Origin of the sequence: Streptomyces sp. NPDC101191, from assembly GCF_044767915.1 — a bacterium.
Classification (GTDB): domain Bacteria; phylum Actinomycetota; class Actinomycetes; order Streptomycetales; family Streptomycetaceae; genus Streptomyces.
Genome location: NZ_JBIWOU010000004.1, coordinates 16,815 through 34,262, shown reverse-complemented (window position 1 = coordinate 34,262; position 17,448 = coordinate 16,815). Strand labels below are relative to the sequence as shown.

General features: G+C 71.6%; 15 protein-coding genes. 7 read left to right on the top strand and 8 right to left on the bottom strand.

What is annotated here, in order from left to right; all coding sequences use genetic code 11:
* Positions 1–61: 61 nt before the first annotated feature.
* From ACIRQF_RS16870 to eccE, 3 genes are all read right to left on the bottom strand, one after another.
* Positions 62–3,463 carry an SCO5717 family growth-regulating ATPase gene (locus tag ACIRQF_RS16870; RefSeq protein ID WP_404092944.1) on the bottom strand — a complete coding sequence of 1,134 codons (3,402 nt, stop codon included), beginning with the start codon at positions 3,461–3,463 and terminating at the stop codon, positions 62–64.
* A 227-nt stretch (positions 3,464–3,690) separates the two neighbouring features.
* Positions 3,691–4,443, bottom strand: coding sequence for a hypothetical protein (locus ACIRQF_RS16865; RefSeq protein ID WP_404092941.1), 753 nt, complete (start codon positions 4,441–4,443; stop codon positions 3,691–3,693).
* A gap of 239 nt (positions 4,444–4,682) precedes the next feature.
* The gene (eccE, locus tag ACIRQF_RS16860) at positions 4,683–6,008 is read right to left on the bottom strand and encodes a type VII secretion protein EccE (protein WP_382478057.1); all 1,326 of its coding nucleotides are present in this window, start codon (positions 6,006–6,008) and stop codon (positions 4,683–4,685) included.
* Between the two features lie 193 nt (positions 6,009–6,201).
* Here eccE and eccB point away from each other — a divergent pair, with 193 nt between their 5' ends.
* The 7 genes from eccB to ACIRQF_RS16825 all read left to right on the top strand — a co-directional run bounded on the left by eccB (position 6,202) and on the right by ACIRQF_RS16825 (position 12,918).
* A complete protein-coding gene (eccB, locus tag ACIRQF_RS16855; RefSeq protein ID WP_404092938.1) occupies positions 6,202–7,746 on the top strand; it encodes a type VII secretion protein EccB in 1,545 nt (514 codons plus the stop codon).
* Between the two features lie 13 nt (positions 7,747–7,759).
* Positions 7,760–9,031: a type VII secretion-associated serine protease mycosin gene (gene mycP, locus ACIRQF_RS16850; protein ID WP_404092935.1), complete on the top strand. Its 1,272-nt coding sequence runs from the start codon at positions 7,760–7,762 to the stop codon at positions 9,029–9,031.
* A 105-nt stretch (positions 9,032–9,136) separates the two neighbouring features.
* Positions 9,137–9,598, top strand: a complete 462-nt coding sequence (locus ACIRQF_RS16845) for a hypothetical protein (protein WP_382478064.1) — start codon at positions 9,137–9,139, stop codon at positions 9,596–9,598.
* A 17-nt stretch (positions 9,599–9,615) separates the two neighbouring features.
* Positions 9,616–10,992: a hypothetical protein gene (locus ACIRQF_RS16840; protein ID WP_404092932.1), complete on the top strand. Its 1,377-nt coding sequence runs from the start codon at positions 9,616–9,618 to the stop codon at positions 10,990–10,992.
* A 13-nt stretch (positions 10,993–11,005) separates the two neighbouring features.
* Positions 11,006–12,229, top strand: a complete 1,224-nt coding sequence (locus ACIRQF_RS16835; RefSeq protein ID WP_404092929.1) for a S8 family peptidase — start codon at positions 11,006–11,008, stop codon at positions 12,227–12,229.
* Between the two features lie 33 nt (positions 12,230–12,262).
* The gene (locus ACIRQF_RS16830) at positions 12,263–12,592 is read left to right on the top strand and encodes a hypothetical protein (protein WP_376637548.1); all 330 of its coding nucleotides are present in this window, start codon (positions 12,263–12,265) and stop codon (positions 12,590–12,592) included.
* Positions 12,593–12,609: 17 nt separating this feature from the next.
* Entirely contained in the window at positions 12,610–12,918 is a 309-nt protein-coding gene (locus ACIRQF_RS16825; protein WP_376637549.1) for a WXG100 family type VII secretion target, read from the top strand.
* Between the two features lie 65 nt (positions 12,919–12,983).
* Here ACIRQF_RS16825 and ACIRQF_RS16820 read toward each other — a convergent pair whose 3' ends face one another.
* From ACIRQF_RS16820 to ACIRQF_RS16800, 5 genes are all read right to left on the bottom strand, one after another.
* Entirely contained in the window at positions 12,984–13,217 is a 234-nt protein-coding gene (locus ACIRQF_RS16820) for a DUF397 domain-containing protein (protein WP_365348743.1), read from the bottom strand.
* Positions 13,218–13,324: 107 nt separating this feature from the next.
* A complete protein-coding gene (locus tag ACIRQF_RS16815; protein WP_404092926.1) occupies positions 13,325–13,963 on the bottom strand; it encodes a hypothetical protein in 639 nt (212 codons plus the stop codon).
* A 5-nt stretch (positions 13,964–13,968) separates the two neighbouring features.
* Positions 13,969–14,649, bottom strand: coding sequence for a hypothetical protein (locus tag ACIRQF_RS16810; protein ID WP_404092924.1), 681 nt, complete (start codon positions 14,647–14,649; stop codon positions 13,969–13,971).
* Entirely contained in the window at positions 14,646–15,284 is a 639-nt protein-coding gene (locus ACIRQF_RS16805) for a hypothetical protein (RefSeq protein WP_404092921.1), read from the bottom strand. Before ACIRQF_RS16805 ends, ACIRQF_RS16810 begins: the two co-directional genes overlap by 4 nt.
* Positions 15,277–17,445, bottom strand: coding sequence for a hypothetical protein (locus tag ACIRQF_RS16800; protein ID WP_404092918.1), 2,169 nt, complete (start codon positions 17,443–17,445; stop codon positions 15,277–15,279). Before ACIRQF_RS16800 ends, ACIRQF_RS16805 begins: the two co-directional genes overlap by 8 nt.
* Positions 17,446–17,448: the final 3 nt, after the last annotated feature.

Here is a 17,448-nt window from a genome sequence, read left to right as displayed (position 1 = left end):
GCCGAAAGGCCCCGTACCGGAACACCGGTACGGGGCCTCATTGGTCTACTCCTGTGACGCCCTACTGCTGAGGGGCTGGCGGAGCCTGCGGAGGCTGCTGCGGGGCCTGCTGCTGCCAGTTGGGCGGCGGGACCTGTCCCTGACCCTGCGCCTGCGGATCCGCCTGCGGCGGCAGCGGCTGCGCCGGGGGCTGCTGCCAGCCCTGCGGCACACCCGGCTGACCGGGCGGTGCCCCGTACGGCTGTCCGGGCGCGGGCTGTGCTCCGTACGGCTGACCCGGCTGACCCGGCGCCGGCTGCTGCGGGTAGGGCTGCTGCGGGTACGGCTGGCCCGGCGCGGGCTGCCCGGGCGCGGGCTGCTGCTGGTAGGGCTGGCCGGGGGCCGGCGGCTGGGGAGCGTACGGCTGACCGGGCATCGGCTGCCCGGGCACCTGCTGACCCGGCATGGGCTGGCCGGGCACGGGCTGGCCCGGCATCGGCTGGCCCGGCATGGGCTGGCCCGGCATGGGCGGGGCCATGTGCGGGGGCAGCGCGCTCTGGCCGTCGGCGGTCCACAGCCCCTGCGCCTGCTGCGCGCGGACGAAGTCCTCGGCCACCATCGCCGACAGGTTGAAGTACGCCTCCCGGGTCTTCGGCCGCATCATGTCGAGGTCGACCTCGGCGCCGGCCGCCAGGTGCTCGTCGAAGGGCACCACGACCACGCCGCGGCAGCGCGTCTGGAAGTGCTGGACGATGTCCTCGACCTTGATCATCTTGCCGGTCTCGCGCACCCCGGAGATGACCGTGATCGACCGCTGCACCAGCTCCGCGTACCCGTGCGCCGACAGCCAGTCGAGCGTCGTCGAGGCGCTGGAGGCGCCGTCCACGGACGGCGTGGAGATGATGATCAGCTGATCGGCCAGGTCGAGCACCCCGCGCATCGCGCTGTAGAGCAGACCGGTGCCGGAGTCCGTCAGGATGACCGGGTACTGCTTGCCCAGGACGTCGATCGCCCGCCGGTAGTCCTCGTCGTTGAAGGTCGTCGAGACGGCCGGGTCCACGTCGTTGGCGAGGATCTCCAGACCGGACGGCGCCTGCGAGGTGAACCGGCGGATGTCCATGTACGAGTTCAGGTACGGGATCGCCTGCACCAGGTCGCGGATGGTCGCCCCGGTCTCACGCCGCACCCGGCGGCCGAGCGTGCCGGCGTCCGGGTTGGCGTCGATCGCCAGGATCTTGTCCTGCCGCTCGGTGGCCAGGGTCGCGCCCAGCGCGGTGGTCGTCGTGGTCTTGCCGACGCCGCCCTTGAGGGAGATGACCGCGATCCGGTAGCAGGAGAGCACCGGCGTGCGGATCAGCTCCAGCTTCCGCTGCCGCTCCGCCTCCTCCTTCTTGCCACCCAGCTTGAAGCGCGCCGAAGCCCCCGGATTCCGGCTGGACTTGGCCTTCTGCTTGTTGTTGCGCAGCAGACGGTCGGAGGACAGCTCGACGGCCGCCGTGTACCCGAGCGGCGCGCCCGGCACGGACCGCTCGCGCTGGTCGTGCGTCACGGCCGAGGGCCATGCGGCCCCCGTACGGGGATCGACGGGGCCGGCGGGACCGACCGGGCCGGTCGGTCCCGTGGGTGCGACGGGCGCCTGACCCGGCTGACCCGGCTGACCCGGCTGTCCCGGGTGGCCTGGCTGTCCCGGGTGGGGGAAGCCGTAGCCGGCCTGCGGCGGCTGGGGAGCCTGCGGCGGCACGGCGGCCGGGGCGCCGGGCGCGGGCAACGGCTGAGCGGGCTGGGCCGGCTGGGCCGGCTGGCCGGGGTGCGGGAAGCCGTAGCCGCCCTGCGGGGGCACGGGCGGCTGGCCGGGCTGCCCGGGCCCTGCCGGCTGTTCGGGCTGCGGGAATCCGTATCCGCCCTGGTGCGGCGCCGGCTGCTGGGCGGGCTGCTCGGCCTGTCCCGGGTGCGGGAAGCCGTAGCCGGCCTGCGGGGGCACGGGGGGCTGGCCGGGCTGGGCCGCCTGGCCGGGGTGCGGGAAGCCGTAGCCCCCCTGCGGGGCCGCGGGCGGCTGCCCGGGCTGGCCCGGGTGCGGGAAGCCGTACGCGCCCTGCGGCGGCTGCGGAACCTGCGGCGGTACGGGACCGGGGGCACCGGGCACCGCGGGCGCGGGCCAGGACCCGGCGGCGGGCAGCGGTGCGGCCTGCGGCACGGGCTGGTCGCCCGGGGCCGCCTGGGCGGGCCACTGCTGCGCCGGCGCGGGCGTCGCGGGCTGGAACGACGGCGGCAGCGGCGGCAGTCCGGCCCCCTGCGCGGGGATCGGCCCGCTGACGGGCGGCAGGGCGCCGGGCGCGGCGTCGCGCGGTTCCTCGGCGGCGGCGGGCGCCGGGGGCGCGCTGAACGGGGCGTCGGCGGAGGGCGCGTCCGCACCAGGGGCGGGAGCGGGCGGTGCGCTCCCGAAACCGGGCGCGGGCGGCGCGCTCGGCTCGGAGCCGGCCTCGAAGCCGGGCGCGGGAGCGGCCGGGGCGATCGCGTCGGGGGCGGCGTCCGCGGCCGGGCCCGTGACGGGATCCGGCGTGGCGACGGCGTCGGCCCGGTCGCTGTCGGGCGTTCCCGGCGTGGCGGCGTCCGTGTCCGTGGCCTCGGCGGCCGTGCCGTCGGCCGGGTCGTCCGCGGCGTCGACGGCCGGGGTGGGCGCAGGAAGGGAGGCGGCAACGCCGTCCGCGTCGGCGGGCGCGGCGGTGTCACCAGCGTCGCCCTCGGTGCCGAGGACCGGCGCGGGGGCCGCGTCGGACCCGCCGTCGGCCACCGGAGCGGCCGGCCCGGACTCGGCGCCGGCGTCCGCGGCGTCCGTCTCGCCTGCGACGCCTGCGTGCGGGGCGGCCGGGAAGGCCTCCCCGGTGGACGTCCCCGTGGCCTCGCCCGCCGGCGCGACGGCGCCGGCCGTGTCCAGCGTCGCGGGGGCCGGAGCGGGCAGGGGAGCCTCGGCAGGCGCGGGGAGCGCGGCGGGCGGCGCGGGGGTCGCGGTGGGCGCGACGGGCGCCGCCGGCGTCTCGTCCGTACGCGCCTGCTCCGCCAGCTCCGCCATCTCCCGCTTCAGCGCCGCGGGGGAGAAGCGCATGGTCGCACCGCTCTCCACGTCCCCGCCGCCGAACGGCGCGGCCGCGGCGGGAGCCGGGGCGGCGGGCGCCGGAGCGACAGGGGCCGCCGGGACCGGCTCCGCATGCATGGCCGGTGGCGGGGTCGGCGGCGGGGTCGGGGCGCCCCAGCTCGGCTCGAAGCCACCGTGGGACGGGAGCCCCGGAACGGCGACCGGCGCGCCCGTCGGCGGAGGAGGCGTGGGCGCCCCGCCGCTCGTGCCGCCGGAGGCGTTCTGCGTGTACCAGGCCGGAGGGGTGTAGTCGATGGTGAACTCACCCGTCATCTCGGCGGGATCTGCGTCGGACTGATCGTCGACGGGTGGGTTCCAGCCCCCGTGGCTCTCGTCCCGATCGCGGTTCACTTTGCCTCCTGGTGTGGTCGCGCACCCTTGTGCAGTCGTGGGCGGGCACATCCCACCCTAAACGCCAACCGTGTCGGTCGGGCAGGGCCGACGGCCCGCCGCTGCCCGCCGTGCGGACGGGTCGCGTCCCCCAAGTGACCCGCGGGTACCGGAGAGTGAAACCCCTCGCGTGCCAAACCCGCGCAAAAGCGGACAGGTTCGGTGGTTCCCCGCGGAGTCGTTCCCCCTCAGTCCATCCGGCGGGCGCTGCCCAACAATCCCGTCTCGGCGTCCGTGGCCTGCGTCATCACGAACTGCCGGTCACCCGGGGTGCACCAGAGGGTCACCCCGTCGGCCAGCGTCGACAACGCCTCCCACTCCGCGCGCTGGAGACCCATGATGCGGCCGATCTGGGCGGCCTCGTCGGGGGAGACCCGCTGCACGCCGACGAGCGAGGACTTCTCCAGCAGGCGCGGCGCCACCGGGCTCAGATAGGGGAGGAGCGTGACGACCGACTGCCAGGGACCGGACACGACGCGGCCGCGCGGCGGCCGCATGCCGCAGTCGCGGATGACGACCACCGGGCTGCCCGCGGACGCGCCCTGCGGCGGCACGCGGCCCACGTCGTGCAGCGTGATGCAGGGCTGGCCGCCGCCGGCCGCCTGGGCGAGCGACGTCCAGGCCGGGGCGCGGCCGGTCTCGACGGCCACCCGGGCACCGGTCGCGGCCGCGCGCAGCGCCAGGACCTGCGCGGTCCACAGGCCGCCGATGAGCGTGACGTCGTACGGGCTCGGCCGGTTGATGCCGAGCACGGCGGGCTTGCCCTCGGCGTCCACGCCGACGACCACGCCGTCGTCCCCCAACGGCAGGGCCAGCGCACCGAGTTGGTCGACGGGTACGGAGTGGCGGTCACGGCGCGGACCGATGAGCCCGAAGCCGAACCGGGGCTTCGAGCCCCGCCCCGCACGCCGGTTGCCCCGTCCGCCGTCGGAGGTCCGCACCGCGGCCCGCCGCCCGGGAACGCCACCGCTCACGCCGCCGGGGGCCGCGGGAGAGAAGGGCGCGGCGCCACCCGGCGCCGGCCCGCCGGCCGCCCCGCTGACGGCACCCCCGCCCGCCCCGGGAGCGCCCGCACCGGGTCCCGTGCCCGGATACCCCGGACCTGCGGGACCGGCCTGACCTCCCTGGCCCGCCTGTCCGCCCGGCCCCGCCGGGTTCACCGCCCCCGTGGGAATCGTCATCAGCGCGCACCCCCCAGCGGCAGCGTCGCCAGCATGCCCGGGCCCTGTTCGCGGTCGAGCCGCACCAGACCCGTCTTCACGCCGCGCGCCGCGCGCTCCAGTTCGTGCCGGGCGGCCACCAGCTCCTCGTCGCTGCGCCCGGTGATCCGTACATGTCCGGTGACCGTCGTCTCCTGGCGGTCACCACCGCTCAGGGTCAGACTGAAGGTCGTCGCCAGCGCCGGCAGCGAGGTGAGCAGTGCCACCAGCTGCGGCATCGACGCCCCCGCTCCGCCCGCGCCGCCCAACTGGGGCCAGCGGCCCACCCAGTAGGTCGTGTGACGGCGGTCGTCGACCCGCCAGGTGCGGGCGGTCTCCTGCGTGCGGCGGCCCTGCGCCTGCCCGCGGCCCGCCTGCGCGATCGCCATCGGGCTCGCGCACGTCGAGGTCGCGAGCGCCGAGGTGAGCTCCTGCTCGGTGAGGACCGTCGCCCGGAAGCCGGCGCCGGCGAGCCGGCTCGCCAGCTGGTCCGCCGCCCGGACGACGCACTTCTGCGCCCCCTCCAGGCCGCCGCCGCGCGCCTCGACCGCCTCCGGGCACAGCTCGGGGTCGAGCTTGAGCGCGACCCAGGTGATCCGGAGCGCGGGCGAACCCGTCTGCGCCTGCAGGGGCCCGTAGTTGCGGGCCGCCATCGACTGCGCGGGCAGGTGCGGGGCGGGCGCGGGCTGGGTGTGCTGCACGACCTGCGCGGACTCCAGGCGGATGCCGTCCACGGACAGGACGTCCTGGATCAGCGCGACGGGCAGCGGGCGCGCGCCACGGTCGGGGCGCAGCGCCGTGGCCTCGGACTCGACCCGGACGACCGCGGTGAGGAAGGTGCCGTCGCCGATCATGCCGATCGGGCGCCGGTCGCGGTCGCTGTACGCGTACGTGCGCAGCGCGGGGTCGCACTCCACGAGCGGGGCCAGCCCCGGCTCCGTGCCCTCCGGCACGGTGGTGGAGGCGGCCCGCCGGGTACGGGCGCGCAGCGCGAAGAAGGTGCCGAGCCACTCCGGCAGCGAACGCCGGTGCCGGCGGACGACCGCGAGCAGCACGAGCAGCGCCGCGGCCACACCGGCCGGGACGAGCATCAGCTTGTCGACCACCGCGGCGACGAGCAGCAGCGCCGCCGCCACCTCGATCAGCACGAGTTGTTGCAATCGGAACGAACCGAAGTGTCCCGGACGTGCCTGGAGCCTCGGGGAGACCGAGGACGGAACAGGCGAACCGGACCCCGGAGAGGGGGAGACGGAGGGTGCGGAAGGCGCCGCGGCCGCCCTGGGCCGCGTCCGCGTCGCGGAAGCCATGATGGAGAATCCCCCTCAATTCGTCCCGATCACCGTGGCCCGCCAGGCCTTTGGCGGCTGGATCACCCTACCCGCCCCACGCGCGCCGGTGGACAGCAGGCATAGTAGGGGGCCGGTCCGACAGGCCGGGGGCCGGGCGCCATGCTCCCCGGAACTCCCGAGCGAAGACTGCGCCAGACGAAAATGGGGACTCATGGCATCACGGCGGGACGAGCTCAACGCGTACACCTTTGCGAAGAAGCGCACGGTCGCGGCATTCCTCCAACCGACTCCCTCGGGCACGGAGGAGGGAGCGCCCAAGCCGCTGCGCGCGGTCGTTCCCGGCCTGGTCATCGGCGCACTGGTGATAGCCGGCTTCGGCGCTTGGGGCATGTTCAAGCCGACCGCCCCCAAGGGCTGGGACGAGCCCGGCAAGAAGGTGATCGTCGGCAAGCAGTCCACCACCCGTTACGTGGTCCTCACCACCGGAAAGGGCAAGGACAAGAAGACCCTGCTCCACCCGGTGCTCAACCTGGCCTCCGCCCGGCTCCTGCTCAACCCGGACGACTTCCAGGTCATCCAGGTCGACGACAAGACCCTGGACGAGGGCAAGCCGCCGCGCGGCCCGATCCTCGGCATCCCGTACGCCCCCGACCGGCTCCCCGCTCCCGACGACGCGGGCGAGCAGAAGCGCTGGGCCGTGTGCGAACAGCCCGGCGGCGGCAGCGGCGGCAGCGTCCAGAAGGCCACGTTCCTGTTCGCCAAGCGGGACTTCAAGCGGACGGACGACAAGAGCAAGCTGGGCCCCGGCCAGATCCTGTACGTCAAGGGGCAGAAGGACAGCGCCCAGTACCTCGTCGACCACACCGGCACGAAGTACCTCATCGACGAGAAGTCCCCGAACCTCACCACGGCCCTCTTCGGCGTCAACCGGCAGCCGCAACAGGTCACCGACGACTGGCTGGCCACCCTGAAGACGGGCGACCCCGTCGACTTCCCGACGGTCCCCGGCCTGGTCGGCACCAAGGCCGGCGCCAGCGCCGAACTCAGCGACACCGAGGACCGGGTCGGCATGGTGCTGCTCGCCCAGACCGGCTCCGGCCCCCAGCACTACGTCGTGCTCCAGGGCAAGGTGCAGCCGGTCTCCGCCTTCACCGCCTGGCTGCTCATCAACTCCCCGAAGGCCGTGGGCCTCGGGATGGACGGCAAGCCGAGCCCCGTGGACCTGCAGGCCGTCGCGAGCGCCGCCCCCGAGGTCTTCGAGGGAACGCGCCGCTGGCCCGAGCGCAGGTCCGTCCAGATCAACTCCGTCGGCGGCGCGGGGGCCCGCGACACCGTCTGCTCGGTCCTGGAGAAGGTCGGCGAGAAGGGCGAGACGACCCTGTCGACCTGGGCGGGCCCGAAGTACCCCGCCGACATCACGGCCGGCGGCACCAGCACCTACGTCACCCCCGGCACCGGCCTGCTCTACACCCAGACCCAGGGCAGGCAGTCCAAGCCCGACGGCTCGCTCTTCCTGGTCACCGACACCGGCCTGCGCTACGCGGTGCAGGCCAACGGAGACAGCGACTCCGGCCGTTCGGAGATCGGCGCGGGGGAGCAGAAGCAGTCGGACGGGCGCCCGGAGCCCAGCGACGCCCAGAAGCGCCTCGGCTACGAGAAGGTCGTACCGGTCCTCGTGCCGATGGAATGGTCGGAGTTCCTGTCGAAGGGCCCGCGTCTGGACACCAACAGCGCGCGCCAGCCGCAGGGTTCGTGAGGGGGCGGCACAGGTGACGACACCGACGCGCAGGAGCGCGGCGCTGCTGGCGGCCGCGACCCTGACCGCCCTGCTGGCGGCGTCCCCGGCGGCCGCGGCACCCGCCGCGCCCGCGGAGACCCCGGACCCGGTGGACATAGACGGCAGTGGCGAATGCACATTCCCGATGAAGGAACAGATCCCGGGCATCCCCTGGTCGCTCCAGCGGGTGCTGCTCGACGAACTGTGGCAGGACACCAAGGGCAAGGGCGTCCGGGTCGCCGTCATCGACACCGGCGTCGACGACGTCAACCCGCAGCTGAAGACCGCGGTGGACGCCAAGGCCGGCAAGGACTACCTGAAGCCCGAGAAGGAGAACCCCGGCAGCGGCAACGACCAGCGAGGCAAGACCGACGGCACCGTCGACCTGGTCGGCCACGGCACCAAGGTCGCCGGCATCATCGCCGCCCGCCCCCGCAAGGGCACCGGCTTCGTGGGCCTGGCGCCCGAGGCGACGATCATCCCGATCCGCCAGAACGACGAGAAGAACAGCGGCAAGTCCGACTCGATGGCCGAGGCCATCAAGCACGCCCTCGCCAAGGGCGCGGACGTCATCAACATCTCGCAGGACACCACCCAGCCCCTCAGCGAGGACTCCTCGCTGGGCAGGGCGGTGGCCCAGGCCATCGACGCGGGCGCGGTGGTCGTCGCCTCCGCGGGCAACGACGGCATGGACGGCAAACTGAAGAACACCTACCCGGCGGCCTTCCCCGGCGTCCTGGCCGTGGCGAGCTCCGACCGCAACAACGAACGTGCGGCGTTCTCCCAGTCGGGAACCTTCGTCGGCGTCGCCGCCCCCGGTGTGGACGTCGTCTCCACGGTGCCGGGCGGCGGCCAGTGCGTGGACAACGGCACCAGCTTCTCGGCCCCGTACGTGGCGGGGGTGGCGGCCCTGCTGAAGGCCAAGTACCCGGACTGGAAGCCGGCCCAGATCGTGACGAGGATCGAGCAGACGGCCATCCGCTCCATCAACGGGCATGACAATCACGTGGGTTGGGGTGTGGTCGACCCGGTGCGGGCCCTGGCCGACGGTCCGGTCCCGCCCCTGACGGGCCCCACCCCGGACCCCGGCCCGCCGAAGGCCCCGGCCCCGGAGCCGGCCCACATGGCGAGCTCGGAGACTCCCCAGGAGCGCGACGAACGCCTGGCCACGTACGCGCTGGGCATCGGGGCGGTCCTGGTCGCCGTGGTCGCGGGCGCGGCGGTCGTGATCCGCGACAGCAGACGCCGCCGCCGGGTGGCCTGACGCTCCGTCGAATGAGTAGGAATACCTAGGTAGCTTTGCAGTTGGAACTGTCGTACCGAGTGGTTAGAGTGGGCGAGTTCGTGCATGTGACGAGGGGGAACTGAAGTGGCAGGGCCGAACGGGGACGGCGGCAAGAAGGACCTGGAAGTCGAGGACGTGACTCTCCAGACCTTCCAGACGCGTATGCAGAAGCTCGTCGACGATTTGAAGGGCTCGCCCGCCGAACACAAGAAGATCGGCGAGCAGAAGGTCACGGAAGCCTCGTACGGCACGGGCTTCGCCGCGGCCGGCGAGCTGCACGGGGCGTACGAGAAGGTGCGCACGCGGCTCGAGGAGCTGACGAAGATCTTCGGTGAGACCATCGAGGCGATGGGGATCCGGGCGCAGATCGCCGACAAGGGGTACACGGGCGTGGACGAGGAGGAGCGGCAGCGCTTCTCCGAGATCCAGAAGAGCACCAAGGCCGACTACGACAAGCACAGCGAGGCGGGCTCCCAGGACCCGGCCAAGCCGCAGCAGCCGGCCAAGCCGACCACGAACACCGGCGATTCCGGCGGATTCAGCTAAACGGGGGAGTGAACACGATGTCTGGAGAGTTCGAGGGCAAGTCCCTGGACGCCCTGTACGCGATGATCGCGTCCGCCAAGCCCGACGACATCACGGGCGCGGGCGACGCGCTGGCCGCCGCCGTACCGAAGATCATGAGCATCGCCAAGGACCTTCGGCACTACATCTCCCGTGTCGAGTGGGAGGGCGAGGGCGCCGAGGCCTTCCGCAAGTGGGGCGCCGGCATGGTCTCGGAGACGCTCGTCCTGGGTGACTTCACCAAGGTCGTCTCCGAGCAGATGAAGCACGCGGGCGGCGCGCTCAAGACCGCGCAGACCTCCGTGCCGAAGCCGGCGGGCATGTGCTTCGCCGACCCGGAGAAGGAGAAGGCCCGCCTGGCGGCCGAGACCGGGCCGAAGCTCCAGGAGGCCGTCAGCGCGATGGAGCGGCTGTCGTCGTTCTACGACACGTCGAAGACGCGGATCACTTCGGAGAAGCAGCCGGAGTTCAAGCCGATGATCGACGCTGGCTTCGGCGAAGGCGAGCGGGAGTACGGCACCGGAAGCGGATCCGGCTCCGGGACGCATTCGCGTACTGGTACGGGCACCACGCAGACGAGCCACACGACCCTTCAGCGTGCCCAGGAGACGGACCCGGGCGACACCAGTCGGCCGCAGGTTCGCGACCACGTCACCCCGCCGAACACCCCTCCCACCCCGCCGACCCGGCCGGACACCGAGGTCGACACCAACCTGGACTCCGTGAAGACTCCGCCGGAGACCACGACGCGGCCGCCCGTGCAGCCCCCGGTCACCACGACCACGCCTCCGCCGGCGACCCACCAGCCCATGCCCCTTCCGCTGCCGCCCACGGTTCCGCCGCTGGGACAGCAGGGTGGCTACCAGCAGCCTCGTCCGCCCATCACGGGCCTGCCGAGCCCCGCGAACCGGACCGGACTCCCCGGCCCGAGCACGCTGGGCCCGATGGGCCGACAGGAGGGCATCACCGGAGGCCGTCAGGTGCCCGGCCGCTCCGTCATGGGGCAGCAGATGGGGCGGACGCCCATGGGCACCGTCATCGGTGAGGAGAAGGGCTCCTCGTCGTACGGCCGCGGCGCCGGCGGCATGCACGGTCAGGGCGCAGGCATGCACGGCGCGCCGAACGGTGGCCAGGGCTACGGCGGGCGTCGTCTGGCGAGCCAGCCGGGCGGAACCGTGGGGGCTCCCTCGGCGTCCGGTGTGAATGGACGCTCGGCCTTCACCCAGGGTGGTTCGGGTCTCGTGCGTCCGCCGGCTTCGACGCAGCCGGGCGAGGAGGAGCGGCAGCAGCCGCGCCACCGTCCCGACTACCTGTCCGAGGACGAGGAGACGTGGACCTCGGGCCAGCGCCAGATCGTCCCGCCCGTCATCGACTAGGAGCACTCCCCTGATGTCCCCCCTCACCCGGGCCGCTCGCAACCGAGCGGTCGGCCTGCTCGGCGCCATGGCGGCCGTCGTCGCGACGTGGACCGTCGCGGCGCCGGCCGCCCAGGCGGACGACATGCGGTCGCGCCAGTGGTACCTGGACGCGATGAAGGCCGACGAGCTGTGGAAGGTGGCCACGGGCAAGGGCATCACTGTTGCCGTTATCGACACGGGAGTCGACTCGACGCTGCCGGAGCTCCAGGGGAAAGTGCTGCCCGGGCGCGACTTCGACGGGGGCGGACTCGGCCGGGTTGATGAGAAGGACTCTGACCGCCACGGCACGAATATGGCTCTTGCCATCGCTGGTAGCGGGGCCGATGGCGGGGTTAAGGGCATCGCCCCCGAGGCGACGATTCTTCCTGTCAGAACGGGCGCGTTCTCGAACTTTAGTTGGGAGACGACGTATGCCGGCATTCGGTACGCCGTCGACAACGGTGCCCGCGTGATCAACATCTCCAAGGGGGGGCCTGCGTTCAAGGAGGAGACCGCCGCCTGGCAGGCAACAGTCGACTACGCCCGCAAGAAGGGCGCGTTGATCTTTGCTGGGTCGGGCAACGACGGCAACGGCGGTCCCGCTTACCCAGCCGCCATTCCCGGAGTAGTCGCCGTCGGTGCCCTCGACACCAAGGGCAAGGTCGCCAAGTTCTCCAACTACGGCCCCCACCTCGCCCTTGCGGCCCCGGGCGTGGAGATTCCCGGCCGTTGCACCAACGACAAGAACAAGTACTGTGCCGGGCAGGGCACCAGTCAGGCCACCGCCATCGCCTCCGGCACCGCCGCCCTCATCTGGTCGGCGCACCCCGACTGGACCGGGAACCAGGTCCTCCGGGTCATGATGGAGACCGCCGGCCACAACGGCCCGGTGCCGAGCAAGTACATCGGCTACGGCTCCGTCCGGCCGGCCCAGGTCCTGCTCGAAGGCAAGGGCGACCCGGGCGCCCCCGACGTCAACCCGCTGCTCGCCGCCCGGAAGGCGAGCGCGTCACCGACAACACCCCAGACCTCCCCCTCTCCTGAGAACACGGGGGCAAGCGGTAGCGACCAGGCCGAGGACAAGGGCCAGGCCGCAGGCTCCGATGACGGCGGATTCCCGCTGTGGGCCATCGCCGCGAGTGCCGTCGCCGTCGTCGCCGTCATCGGCCTCGTCGTTGCGGCGGGAGTACGCAGGAGAGCGTCGACAGACGCATGAAACACGCCATCGACAACAACGAGGAGCTTCACAATGGGCACTCCCGCAGGTGGGTTCGGACTCGCAGACGATCCGATCGTCAAGGCGAAGAACAAGATCGTGGAGACCGGCGAGGCGGTCTCCAAGCAGGCGCGTGAGCTCGCCAACATCCTCGAGACGTGCAGCGCCGGCTGGACCGGTGTCGGTGCCGGAGGCTTCAAGACGGCCCAGACGCTCCTCAACGAGGACCACGACACCATCCGTCGCCTCCTGAACGTGCTGCTCCACGCCGTCGGCGAGACGAAGAACCTCAGCAACGCCAACGACGACGAGGTGCGTGCCACCTTCGCCGCGGTCAACCACAGCTCGCTCAACAACATCTGACGACAAGGGGGAAGCACATGTCTGTCGACAACGCCGGGACCAAGGTCCGGTACGAGAGCGTCCAGGAGATGGCGAACCGCATCCGTACGGTCTCGCAGAACATCATCAAGGACATCCAGGAGATGGACGCCGCCCTGCGCGTCGTCACGGACACCTGGGACGGTGACGCCCACCGGGAGTACGAGATCCTCCAGGGCAAGTACAAGAAGCGCGCCGAGGACATGAAGGACCGTCTCGAGAAGACGGCCAAGATCGTCGAGCAGGGCAAGGACAACTACCGCTCGACCGACGTCAAGGCCTCGCGTCTCTTCACCGAGTCCTTCTGACCTTCGGGTACGTGAGAGGGGCCCGCTCCAGCCGGAGCGGGCCCCTTCACCATGACCTCGTGGCGCTAGCGCAGGTCGAACTCCCCGTCCTTGGCGCCCAGGACGAACGCGTCCCATTCGGCCTTGGTGTACCGCAGGACGGTGTCGTGGTCGAGCGAGGAGCGCATCGCGACGCCGCCGCCCGGCAGGTGGGCGATCTCCACGCGCTCCTCGTCGGGGCTGGTGCCGGGGGCGCCCTCCCACTCGACGCCGCTGATGTCGAGCGCGTACAGCTCGTCCTTCTCCTGCTGAGTGCCCATCTGGCTGTGCTCCTTCATGCGGCGGTCGAACGCGCGTCGTTGCAGGTCAATGATGGGTGTCCGGGGACCCGGCTGTCAGCCGGATCCCCGGAATCACCCCTGCCGGTTCACTGGGCCTGCATGGCGAAGGCCTTCGCGAGCTCCGCCACCTGCTCGGGCTTGAGCGAGGTCTTCCCGGAGTCCCCGGCAGTCAGAAGCAGCGCGACGTCGCCCTTGCCCCCGGAACCGAGGGGTACGGTCGCGATGTTCCCGCTCTTGCTCGGCACCGGCTCTCCGGGCTTCGCCTTGGCGGTCTTCTCCCAGTAGGCCTTCGTCTCGTCGACGTTCATGCCGGCCGCGGCCTGCATGGTGGGCAGCATGAGGCTGACCGCCTGCCCTGCTTCCGCACCGGCGGCGTGGACGACCAGGTCCTCCCCACCCACGTGGTAGGAGCACGTGACCCACGCACCGGCCTTGCCGGCGTAAGGCGACTGCGGGTCGGTCGTCCTCCCGCCCTCGGCCGTGGCGGCGGGCTTGTCGGAGCCCGCCTCCGCAGGGCCCGGCTCGATGTCCTGGTCCAGCTTCGCCGCCTCGGCGGCCCTGGAGGGGTCGTACGGCAGCGGGCAGGCGTCCGTGCCGTCCTTGCCCACCTTCTCGGTGATCTCGACGAGCCGGTCGAGGCTCAGGGCCCCGCCGGCATCCGTGCCGCCGCTCCCGCAGCCCACCAGCCCGGCGACCAGCACCACGCCCAGCAGACCTTGCCTCACGCCCCTCACGACGCGCCCTCTCCCGCGACCGGCTCCACGACCGGCTCCTTCTCCAACGGCTTGTTCGCGCAGCCGAGGGCTTCCGTGGCCCGGCGCGCCATGCGGTAGACGAATTCCATCTGCTGGTCCTGGGTGCCATGGTCGTGGACGGGACCCAGGTTCACGGTGAACGAGGCGTCCGCCCGGAGAAGCACGTTCTTCGACGGTGCTTCCAGGTCCCCGGGCAGCTCGCACCGCACGGAGAGACCCGCCGCGGTGTCATGGGACCACCCCGTCGCACCGTTAAGCCGGTAGCGCCGTGTCTCGGCCGGATACGCGACCTTCTCAGCGTCGGCGAGGGGCACCCACCTGTACGTCAGGGTGGTCTGACCGGCTTCACGTCCGTCATTGCGGAAGTACTCGCACTGGCGGACCGAGGAGGTGACCCGGTACTCCGGAGTCCCTCGCAGATTGATCTGCATGTTCTCGACGAAGCGAGGCGTCCGGTGGTCGATCTGAGGTGTGTAGGTGTCCGCCCGCATGATCTGCAGCAGCAGGTTCTGCTCGGGCGACTTCGCCTGTATGTCGCACACGAAGTCGTCCGGCGGTCCCGCCTGCGGCTCCTCCGAGGAGCCGCAGGCGGTCAGGCTGACCAGGCACGCGCCGACGGCGGCGAGCAGCCGCTGCGATGTCGATCCGGTTCTCACGACGGCTTCACCACGGGGTCCTTCGCCAGGGGCTTGTTTTCGCACCCCAAGGCGTCCGTGACTTCGCGCGTCATCAGGTAGAGGAAGGAGAGCTGACGCGCCTCCGTCTCCTTGTCCACCGTCTTGCCCCGGTTGATCGTGAGCGCGGCGTCGGCGCGGAGTACGGCCTTGCCCGCCGGGCCGGCCAGCTCGCCAGGGAGTTCGCACTTCACGTAGAGGCCCGCGGAGAGGTGCCCGATCGATCCCGTGGCGCCGTTCAGGTCGTAGAACGTGCCGCCCGTCGCGCGCTGCTTCCCGGGTTCGTCGGCGGGCGACCACGCGAAGTCGAGCACGACCCGTTCCTTGCTGTCCTCCGGCAGGTAGGTGCAAAGGTAGGAGGGAGAGGTGGAACGCGTGCCGCCCTGCCACTCCTTCAGGTCTTCCTTGAACTTCCTGAGGAATCGCTCGTCGGACTCGATGACCTCGGTGGAGAATTCATCGGTTCCCAGTACCTCCCGCAGTGCCTTCCCTGCACTCGAGTCGGCGGGCCGTCCGCACAGCCCCTCGACCTGGGAGCCGGAGTTCCCGGAACTGCATGCCGTAACGACCAACGCGGTCACCGCCAGGACGGCGGGCCAGGCGGAGCGCCTACTCACCGTGCTGCAGATGGGCCTTGGCGGCGTTCCGCCCCGTGTCGTATGCCTCGTTCGCACTGTTCTTGGCCTCCTTCCATGCGCCCTCTTCCCGGAGGCCGTTCTTGTCACCCCAGGCGTCGAACAGGCGGTTGGTGCCTTCCATGCCGTTCCCGTAGTTGGTGCTCGCGTCCTTCTTGCCCTGTTCCTCGGCCTCGTTGGTGACGTCCTTGACCCAGTCGTACTTGATCGTGTCGATCAGGGCGCCACCGGCCGTGCCGGCGATCGGGATCTCACCGATGAGACCGTTGGCGCCGATGGCCGCGTACTCGGCCGTGTCCTCGGCCCACTCGACCCGGTCGTCACCCTTGTCCTTGTACACGTCGGCGCCGATGCCGTTGAGCGCACCCATCGCCGCGCCGATGTCACGGCCTCGGTCGTTCCAGTCGGCGCTCGAACCGTGGATCGTGTTGCCGTTGAACGGCGGGGCGTCGGCGAGCTGCGAGGCTCCGTAGGTGCGTTCCGCCTCGTAGAGGAGGGAGTACGCCGCGCCGTCGTCGGCGATCCCGCGCATGACACGGACGAGGCTTCCCTGCCCCACCGCCAGGTGCGCCTTGTCGCCCGAGCCGGTGATGTCGGGGTTGCCCTTGATGCCTCCGTACTCCGACTCCTGGCCACCCAGGGTGATGTGCGTGTCGGCCACGTAGTCCACCAAGGCGCGCGCCATCGGCTTCTGGAGGTTCTTGAGATCCTCCGGGAACTCGTCGCCGCCCATCTCGGAGTCCAGGATCTGGATCGCGTTCTGCATCACCCGCGCCTGGCCCTCGGTGTGCAGTCCCACCTCGCCCAGCTTCTCGCTCGGCGCGTGCCCCGTCGCCGCCGCCTGGATGGCGTTGCCGAGGCCCGTGGCCTTGAACGGGTCGTCCATCTCCATCGGGGCCGAGTAGAGGGTGTTCATCAGCGGGTCCGGCCACTTGCGGTCGGTGAGGAGGAACTTCAGGTGCTCGTTGGAGTTCCCCGGCGCCTTGGGGTCCAGGAAGTACTCCGCGTCCGCCGGGTCCTTGCTCATGATGTCGAGCACGGTGTCCAGCGGGTCGTGGGCGATGTTCGGGCGCCGGCCGTCGAAGAAGTGCAGCCAGACCTCGGGCTTCTTCTTCTCGATCGAGATCATGTCGTCGCCGATCTCGTTCAGGAACTCCTTGCCGAAGCCCTTCGGCTCGCCCGTGCTCATCAGCGTCGCCAGCATCTGGTAACCGAGCGTCGGCTGGGTGTTGCTCGCCAGGTTCTTCCCGCCGAGCTCCTTCAGCCCGTCCACGAAGGGCCGGTACGCGTAGCTGTGGGGGTCCTTGGTGCCGGACGCGATCGTGTCCGCCAGGTTCGCGTTGATCGAGTTGTAGAGCTTCTTCTCGGCGTCCGAGATGCCCCGCTCGTTCGCCGCCAGGTTCATCCGGTCGGCGATCTTCAGGGTGTCCTTGGCGCCCAGACCGTCCAGGTAGGCCTCGCTGAAGTGCGGGTCCTTGGAGTTCTGCGCCAGGAGGTCGCGGTAGTGCTCCAGCTCCTCCTTCGACGCCTTGCCGTCGCGGACCTTCTCCGACAGCTTGAGCGCCTCGACGGCCTCGACGTCGTTGACGGGCTTGGAGTTGAAGCCGAGCGCCGCGGAGCCGTCGGCGCCGGAGGCGGCGAGAAGGGCGACCTTGACGTCCGCGTCGTACTCCGTGACCGCCTTGACCGCGTCGTTGATCTTGCGCGTGTACGACATCTCCGTCTCGCGCAGATCCGGGTCGTGGCGGATGGCGTTGGCCTCCCGCGCGTCCACCTTGCTGAAGTCGAAGCTCGCGCTGCCGTACTCGGAGACCTTCATGCCGGCCGTGACCGCCTCGTCGACCGCCGACTTCACCCGGCCCTTGAGCTCGGTGAAGGTGCCGAACGCGTCGCGCAGCAGCGACTCCATCGCGAGGGCTTCCTTCTGGGCGGAGTCGAGCTCCTTGCGGGTGATCCCGAAGTTCGTGGCGCTTACCTGCTGCGCCTGGCCGGTCCACAGCGGATTGTTCGTGGCGACGCCCTGGACCTCCTTCTCGTAGAGGTCCTCGACCTTCTTGAGCTTCTCCGCCATGCTCTTCCAGCCCTCGGCAGCGGTGTTCAGCTTGCCCAGGTCGGTCTGCATGATCTCCTGGTACGTCGGCATCGC